Raw genomic sequence first — 733 nt, 5'->3', positions numbered from 1 at the left:
CGACTCTATCTTTGAGCTACTGGAGGTTCCACTGACGTCCCCTGACTACACGTGTATCAGCAAACGCTCGAAGACAGTTCAGGTCAAATATCGTAACAAATCCAGAGGAGCTATTCGCCATATCGCTATTGACTCGACTGGTCTCAAAGTCTTTGGCGAAGGTGAGTGGAAGGTGAAAAAGCACGGCGCCGAAAAACGCAGAACTTGGCGCAAACTGCACTTAGCCGTTGATGTAGAAACTCATGAGGCCATTAGTGCAGAAGTCAGTCTTGTAAGTGTTGGCGATAGCGAAGTGCTGCCAACATTACTCAACCCTTTACGTAGAAAGGTAGATACCGTATCTGCCGATGGAGCGTATGACACAAAAAGTTGCTATGAGACCCTGCAAAATAAGGGCAGTACTCCGTTGATACCGCCTCGAAAGAATGCGGCACTTTGGGAAGAAGGGCATCCCAGAAATGAAGCAGTAAAGGCTTTGAAAAACGGAACAATAGCGGAGTGGAAATCTGAGTCGGGTTATCACTATCGCTCAATATCTGAGACCGCAATGTCTCGATATAAAGGACTAACCAGCGGTAAATTGAGCTTGAGATGTTATAACGCTCAAGTGGGAGAAATCATGGCGAATGTCAAAGCTATAAACAAAGTCATAGGACTAGGTATGCCTGTTCGAAACTAACGGCGAGTCACATATGGCGTCGTTGGTCTTTAAACCGATTTGATCAACAACGCC

The 733-nt window shown here is 46.2% G+C and carries 1 protein-coding gene; it reads left to right on the top strand.

Annotated features, from left to right (window positions below; translation table 11 throughout):
• A partial coding sequence (locus AB4623_RS20785; protein WP_372147320.1) for an IS5 family transposase occupies positions 1-679 on the top strand: 679 nt, incomplete at its 5' end.
• Between the last annotated feature and the right edge of the window lie 54 nt (positions 680-733).

This window comes from Vibrio sp. 10N.222.52.C12 (assembly GCF_041474215.1).
GTDB classification, from domain to species: domain Bacteria; phylum Pseudomonadota; class Gammaproteobacteria; order Enterobacterales; family Vibrionaceae; genus Vibrio; species Vibrio crassostreae_C.
This window is presented reverse-complemented; position numbering and strand designations above follow the sequence as displayed.